9 protein-coding genes are annotated in these 6,419 nt (G+C 69.5%); 4 read left to right on the forward strand and 5 right to left on the reverse strand.

Annotated features, from left to right (window positions below; genetic code table 11):
* Position 1: 1 nt before the first annotated feature.
* Together TX88_RS06975 and deoC are read left to right on the forward strand one after the other, a co-directional pair.
* Positions 2 to 424, forward strand: coding sequence for a DUF2599 domain-containing protein (locus TX88_RS06975; protein WP_044515641.1), 423 nt, complete (start codon positions 2 to 4; stop codon positions 422 to 424).
* Positions 424 to 1,104 (forward strand): deoxyribose-phosphate aldolase, encoded by a 681-nt coding sequence (gene deoC / locus TX88_RS06980; RefSeq protein WP_044515642.1) that lies wholly within the window; start codon positions 424 to 426, stop codon positions 1,102 to 1,104. The genes TX88_RS06975 and deoC overlap by 1 nt, the downstream gene beginning before the upstream one ends.
* A 16-nt stretch (positions 1,105 to 1,120) precedes the next feature.
* On the opposite strand, the gene TX88_RS06985 is transcribed toward deoC, so the two are convergent.
* The 5 genes from TX88_RS06985 to TX88_RS07005 are packed head-to-tail and all read right to left on the reverse strand — an operon-like array spanning position 1,121 to position 4,655.
* Positions 1,121 to 2,014, reverse strand: coding sequence for an LmeA family phospholipid-binding protein (locus TX88_RS06985; protein WP_044515644.1), 894 nt, complete (start codon positions 2,012 to 2,014; stop codon positions 1,121 to 1,123).
* Positions 2,011 to 2,826 (reverse strand): carbon-nitrogen hydrolase family protein, encoded by an 816-nt coding sequence (locus TX88_RS06990; protein WP_044515645.1) that lies wholly within the window; start codon positions 2,824 to 2,826, stop codon positions 2,011 to 2,013. Before TX88_RS06990 ends, TX88_RS06985 begins: the two co-directional genes overlap by 4 nt.
* Positions 2,827 to 2,831: 5 nt before the next feature.
* On the reverse strand, positions 2,832 to 3,638 hold the full coding sequence (locus TX88_RS06995; RefSeq protein ID WP_044515647.1) for a class I SAM-dependent methyltransferase: 807 nt from the start codon (positions 3,636 to 3,638) through the stop codon (positions 2,832 to 2,834).
* Positions 3,613 to 4,125 (reverse strand): DUF2505 domain-containing protein, encoded by a 513-nt coding sequence (locus TX88_RS07000; RefSeq protein ID WP_110917904.1) that lies wholly within the window; start codon positions 4,123 to 4,125, stop codon positions 3,613 to 3,615. The genes TX88_RS06995 and TX88_RS07000 overlap by 26 nt, the downstream gene beginning before the upstream one ends.
* Positions 4,126 to 4,148: 23 nt before the next feature.
* Positions 4,149 to 4,655: a DUF2505 domain-containing protein gene (locus tag TX88_RS07005; RefSeq protein ID WP_044515651.1), complete on the reverse strand. Its 507-nt coding sequence runs from the start codon at positions 4,653 to 4,655 to the stop codon at positions 4,149 to 4,151.
* Positions 4,656 to 4,681: 26 nt separating this feature from the next.
* On the opposite strand from TX88_RS07005, the gene TX88_RS07010 reads away from it, so the two are divergent.
* Both TX88_RS07010 and TX88_RS33180 read left to right on the forward strand, forming a co-directional pair.
* A complete protein-coding gene (locus TX88_RS07010; protein WP_044515652.1) occupies positions 4,682 to 5,776 on the forward strand; it encodes a UDP-N-acetylmuramate dehydrogenase in 1,095 nt (364 codons plus the stop codon).
* A 6-nt stretch (positions 5,777 to 5,782) separates the two neighbouring features.
* The coding region (locus tag TX88_RS33180) for an Ig-like domain-containing protein (RefSeq protein WP_044515654.1) at positions 5,783 to 6,419 on the forward strand (637 nt) is incomplete at its 3' end.

Below are 6,419 nucleotides of genomic sequence, written 5' to 3' on the forward strand. Positions count from 1 at the left end.
GATGCGCTCACCACTGGCCGCGCTCGGCGCGGCAGGTATCGCGCTGGGCGCGGTACTGATCTGGGCTCCCGACGCGGCCGCCGACCCCGGCTCCGGCGACCACGTGTACGTCGACCACGTCGAATGGGCCAAATGGGGCGACCTGTCGAGCCTGCGCGTGTATCCCACCGACGCGGCCCGCGCATTGACCCACCAGCCCGGCAGCGCAGCCCAGGCCGATCAGGCCTGGGCCGAGGTGCTGAGCCTGTCCCCGGACGCCGACCTGCCCGGGATGCGCGAGCAGTTCCTGTGCCACTGGACGTTCGCCGAACTCGCCGAGCCCGGCAAGACCAGCTGGAACCTGGAGCCGTGGCGGCCCGAGGTCGCCCCTGAGGTGATGCTGGCCAGCGGATGCAATCCCGGCGGCAGCGAGGAACCGTTCTGATGGGCGGCTACCCGCGCGCCCAGGTGGCGGCGCTGGTCGACCACACCCTGCTCAAACCCGAGGCCACCGTGGCCGACGTCGAGAAGCTGGTGGCCGAGGCCGTCGACCTCGGTGTTTTCTCGGTGTGCGTGTCGCCGTCGCTGGTGGCCGCCGCGGCCGCGGCGGCTCCGCCCCACCTGGCGGTGGCCGCGGTTTCCGGCTTCCCGTCGGGCAAGCACGTGGCCGAGATCAAGGCCCGCGAATCGCAGTTGGCCGTGGCCGCAGGTGCCGGCGAGATCGACATGGTGATCGACGTCGGAACCGCGCTGACCAAGGATCTGGGCGCCACCGCGGCCGAGATCGCCGCGGTGCGGGCCGCCGTACCCAGCGCCACGCTCAAGGTGATCGTCGAGTCCGCGGCGCTGCTGGAATTCGCGGGCGAGGAGTTGTTGCAGGACGTCTGCCGGGCGGCCGTCAGCGCCGGGGCCGACTTCGTCAAGACCTCCACCGGCTTCCATCCCAGCGGCGGTGCCTCCACCCGGGCCGTCGAACTGATGGCCCGCGCGGTCGGAGACGGCGTCGGGGTCAAGGCCAGCGGCGGCATCCGGACCGCCGAGGCGGCCGTGGCGATGCTCGACGCCGGGGCCACCCGGCTCGGCCTGTCGGGCACCCGGGCGGTGCTCGACGGCCTCACCGGTTAGGCCCGGTGCGGCCTCGTCAGATCTTGCCGAAGCAGGGGTCGTCGGCGGGCTTGGGCATCGACGCATTCGTCGTCGAGAACTTCGCCAGCACGCCGTTGTCGGTCACCTGCACGCTGTCGGCGTGGATGCCCATCGGGTAGTTCTCGGTGATCTGGGCCGTGAACTTGTCCAGGATCGGCTGCAGGGTCTCCCGCGGCCAGGACATGCCGATCGCGCTCAGGTCGACGATCTGCAGCGAGATGCCCTTGTTCACCACCGTGGGCTTGGCGGTGATGGTGCCGAGCAGGCCCTTGAGTTGGATGGTGCCGTTGGACGGGTTGGTCTTCACATCAGAGATCGCCGAGCCGATGAACGGCAGCTGCACCATGTCGGCCACGGTCTGACGGATGCCGTCGGTGTTCCAGTCGATGTCGGCGACCAGCGAGCCGACGGTGCCGCTGGAATCGGCGGTCTCCTTGATCCGGACATCCTTGATGCCCAGCTTCACCTTCATGCCCTTGGCCTCGCGGATCTGGTTGCCCGCCGTCTCGACATTGATGTTGGTGTAGTGCCCGCTCACGTGCTGCATCAGGAACGGCGGCAGCGGATCGAACGACGCCTTCGCGCCGTCGCCGACGACGCATTCCACCGTGGAAGCGACGATCTGGTCGGCACGGTTGCGGGCGTACAACTCGCCGCCCAGCACCCCGGCGGCGATCAGCGCGACCACGATCACGAAGACCAGCACCACCGAGAGCGGATCCGACAGCAGCTTCTTGACCTTCGCCATCGCCGAGGGGTCCTGCGGCTGGGGAGCGGCAGACGCCTGTCCGTCGGCCTGAGCAGGCTGATCCGCCGGCGGTTGTGGAGGCAGCGCCTCGGTAGGTGCTGGCGGGGACTGGTCGGTTGGGCGAGCCCAGGGATCGGTCACCCCAGCGATTGTGCCTTACCGAACTGAGCGAACTGTGAGCGGTTCTGCAGCACCGCGATGGTGTCCCGGACCTGGTTGGCGGCGTCGAGGTCGACGTCGAAGACCAGCAACTCCCGCTCGGCGCCGGCCGCGGCGAGAACCTCGCCGGTGGGGGAGGCCACCAGGCTGCCGCCGACGCCGGTCGGCCCGATCTTGGCGATCTCGTCGCCCGGGTAGGCCTGGTCGACCGCGGCGATGAAACCGGTGGTGTCCAGCGCACGGGCCCGGGCCAGCAGGGTCCACTGCTCGAGCTTGCCGGGCCCCGATCCCCACGAGGCGTGCACGGTGATCAGCTGGGCGCCGCGACGGGCCAGCTCCACGTACAGCTCCGGGAACCGGACGTCGTAACAGGCGGTCAGGCCGACGGTGACTCCGTCGACGGTGATCGTCACGGGGTCGAAACCCGGTGCCACAGTCCGTGATTCGGTGAATCCGAAGGCGTCGTAGAGGTGGATCTTGTGGTAGTGCGCGTCGACGCCGGGGCCCGTCGCGATCAGGGTGTTGGTGACCCGCCCGTCGTCGCTGGGGACGAACATCCCGGCCACCACGACCACCCCGGCCCGTGCCGCGATCTCGCGCACCCCCGTCGCCCACGGCCCGTCGAGGCCCTCGGCGACCGGGGCCAGCGGCACGCCGAACCGGCACATCGTGGCCTCGGGGAACAACACCAACCGGGCGCCGTCATCGGCGGCGCGCCGGGTGAACTCGTCGACCAGTTTCAGATTCGACGACGGGTCCGCGTCGGTGGCGATCTGCGCCAGGGCAATTCGCATGCGGTTCAGCTTAGTGGCGCGACGGCAGCCCAGGGGACGGTCAGCACCCCGTCCCGCATCCGCCGGCGCGGTGCCGCGACCGGGTAACCCTCCGCGCGCAGCAGCTCCACCATGGCCCGCCAGCGCACCCGTGGCCCGAACACGCCGTGCCCGGCCGCACTGGCCCAGGCCCGGTCGGCAGCGCCGAGGAGCGCGTGGATCGGCTGGCCTTCGATGTTGTGGTGGATCAGCACCTTGGGCAGCCGTTCGGCCAGATCCGAGGGACGCTCGATGCTGAACGGGTCGCACGCCAGCGTCAGGCTCACCGGCCCACCCTCGTCCAGCAGTACCCAGCAGCATCTGCGGCCCAGCTCGTCGCAGGTTCCGTCGACGATCAGCCCACCGGGCGCAAGCCGGCGCGACATGGTGGCCCAGGCCTCCGGCACCGCTTCGACCGGGTACTGACGCAACACGTTGAACGCCCGCACCAGTACCGGGCGCAGGCCGGCCAGCTCGAACCCGCCGAGCGCGAACTGCACGCCGGTGGCGCCGGCGACCGCGCGCGCGGTGGCGACCCGTTCGGGATGGATCTCCAGGCCGACGACACGGACGTCGGTGCGCACGGCCCGCAGCCTCGAGGCCAGTTCCAGGGTGGTGACGGGCAGCGCGCCGTACCCGAGGTCGACCACCAGCGGATCGGCGGCGGCCCGCAATGCGGTGCGCACCCGCGGCGAGTGCACCAGCCAGCGGTCACTGCGGCGCAGCCGGTTGTAACCGGTGGTGCCTCTGGTGACGGCCCCGACGGGTCTAGACGTGCTCGGAGATCCAGTCAGCGGTGAACGCCCCCTCGATGGTGAACACGTCTTTGACGGACTGCAGAACCATGTCTTCGAGCTTGCCGCCGAGCAGGGGCACCGACACCTTGCACGTGCTGTCTACGTGCAGCCGACTGCCGGTCGTGGCCGTGGTCAGTACATAGCTGCCGTCGAGCCGGCCGGGGGCGTGGGAAACCGACGCCGCGTAGTGCCCGTTCACGCCGTTCTGGTCGAACGGGCCGAAGAAATGCCTGCGGGTGATGGCCATGTCGAGCGGGATCACCGGCCGCAGGATCGGGGGCAGCTCCGCGCGTGGCAGCACCTGCCGGAACTCGACCTCGATCCCGCGCTCGCCGGAGCTGAATTCGGTGATGTCGGATTTGCCCGGCGTCAGCTCGTCGTACCGGTCCATCAGGGCCTGCCAGTACTCGCCGCTCGCGTACGTGGCGTACACCGTTTCGGCGGGTGCGTCGAACGCCATCGTGGACTGCTGGCTTCGGCTCATGGCTAACGACGGTACCGCCGGGCTCAGCCGCGATCGGCGATCCACACCGAGGTGAACCGCTGCTCGGCTTTCAACAGGTCGGTCAGCTGCGAGCCGATGAAACTCTCGATCTTGCCGCCGACCAGCGGCACCCTCACCTCGACCGAGATGTGCACCGACAAGCGGGATCCGCCGGCTGTCGTGGCGAGCGTCGCGGTTCCGGACAGGGACACCGGCGCCCCGGCGACGGAGCCCTGGACCGTGCCATGGGACGAGCCGTCCCGGATCGGCTGCCAGTGTTCCTCGCGCCGGATCCTCAGGTCCCCGCGGTGAAACTGGGACACCAGTCCGGGCAACCGGTCCGCGTGCAGGATCTGCGTGGTGACCGCCTCGATACCGCCGTCGCCCGTCACGGTCAGGGCGTCCAGCATGGTTTCGTCGGCTCCTGAATCGGCGAGCCGGGCCAGCCAATACCGTTCGTCGGCGAATGCCCGGTGGACCTGTTCGACGCTGGCTTCGTAGTCGGTGGCCATGTCGAATGATCGCGGCATAGCTGGTCAGGCTACCGTTACGGCCCGTGGTCAGTTCGTATGTTGCCGGTGTCGCGGTCGCCGAGGCGGTCGCGCTGGCCCCGCTGACGACGCTGCGGGTCGGACCTGTGGCGAACCGGGTGCTGACCTGCACCAGCACCGATCAGCTCATCGACGTGCTGCGCGCGGTGAGCGACCCGATCCTGGTGCTGGCCGGCGGATCGAACGTGGTGCTGGCCGACGACCTGGCCGACACGATGCCCGACCTCACCGTGGTGCGCGTGGCCAACACCGCCATCACGGTCGAGGGCAATCTGCTGCGCGCCGAGGCCGGTGCCGTGTTCGACGACGTCGTGGTCGCCGCACTGCAGCACGGCCTGGGCGGGCTCGAATGCCTGTCCGGCATACCGGGATCGGCCGGGGCCACCCCGGTGCAGAACGTGGGCGCCTACGGGGCGGAGGTCGCCGACACCATCAGCCGGGTGCGGCTGCTCGACCGGAGTACGGGCGAAGTCCGTTGGGCCGCACCGGAAGAACTCAAGTTCGGGTACCGCACCAGCATCCTCAAACACTCCGATGCCGTCATCGTGCTCGAGGTGGAGTTCGCGCTCGACGAGGCGGGCAGAAGCGCACCGCTGCGCTACCGCGAACTGGCCAACGCGCTGGGTGTCGAGCCGGGGGAGCGTGCCGACCCGACGCGAGTTCGCCAGACCGTGCTGCAGTTGCGTGCGGGCAAAGGCATGGTGCTCGACGAACACGACCACGACACGTGGAGTGTCGGGTCGTTCTTCACCAACCCGGTGGTGTCACAGGCCGAGTTCGAGCGCGTGCAGGCCATTTTCCAGGCCGACGCCGGGTCGGCGGAGTCCGGACGGGTGCCGCACTACCCCGCACCTGACGGGGTCAAGCTGGCCGCGGGCTGGCTCGTCGAGCACGCCGGCTTCGAGAAGGGCTACCCCGGTGACGGGGCCCCCGCACGGCTTTCCACCAAACATGCGCTGGCTTTGACCAATCGTGGCGAGGCGAACACTGCCGATGTGATTGCCCTGGCCAGAGCGGTGCAGGCGGGTGTTCGGGACCGCTTCGGGATCACTCTGCAGCCCGAGCCGATTCTGTTTGGGTGCGAACTATCAGTACCCTAGATCCACGTGAGCCCTGCCGGTGATATAGAGGCCGATGCGCCGTTGTTCAATCGGCGGCGTGCCCTGACGGTGTTGACCGTCGGAGTGGGAGCCGGGTTGCTGGCCGCGTGCTCGGGAGAATCTCCCATCTCCTCGCCTCAGGCCGAGGAGCCGGCGGCGCCGACGGTGACCTACGAGCCTGCCGCTGATTCCGAGGATGTGCTGCCGACCGCGCCGGTCGGCGTGAAGGTCGAGAACGGCTCGTTCCAGCGCGTGAGCCTGACCAATGCCAACGGCAAGGTGGTCGCGGGCAAATTCAACAGCGACCGCACGGCATTCACTGTCACCGAACCCCTCGGCTACGAATCCACCTACACGTGGGGCGGCTCCGTGGTGGGCAAGGACGGCAAGGCCGCACCCGTGCAGGGCAAGTTCACCACCGTCGCCCCGCAGAAACAGGTCAACGGACAGTTCCAGCTCGCCGACGGCCAGGTCGTCGGCGTGGCCGCGCCGATCATCCTGCAGTTCGACGCCGCGATCGACGACAAGTACCGCGGGGCCATCGAAAAGGCCCTCCAGGTCACCACCACGCCCGCTGTCGAGGGCAGCTGGGCCTGGCTGCCCGACGAAGCCGGCGGCTCGCGTGTGCACTGGCGGACCCGGG

It is taken from the genome of Mycolicibacterium septicum DSM 44393 (assembly GCF_000455325.1).
Lineage (GTDB): Bacteria > Actinomycetota > Actinomycetes > Mycobacteriales > Mycobacteriaceae > Mycobacterium > Mycobacterium septicum.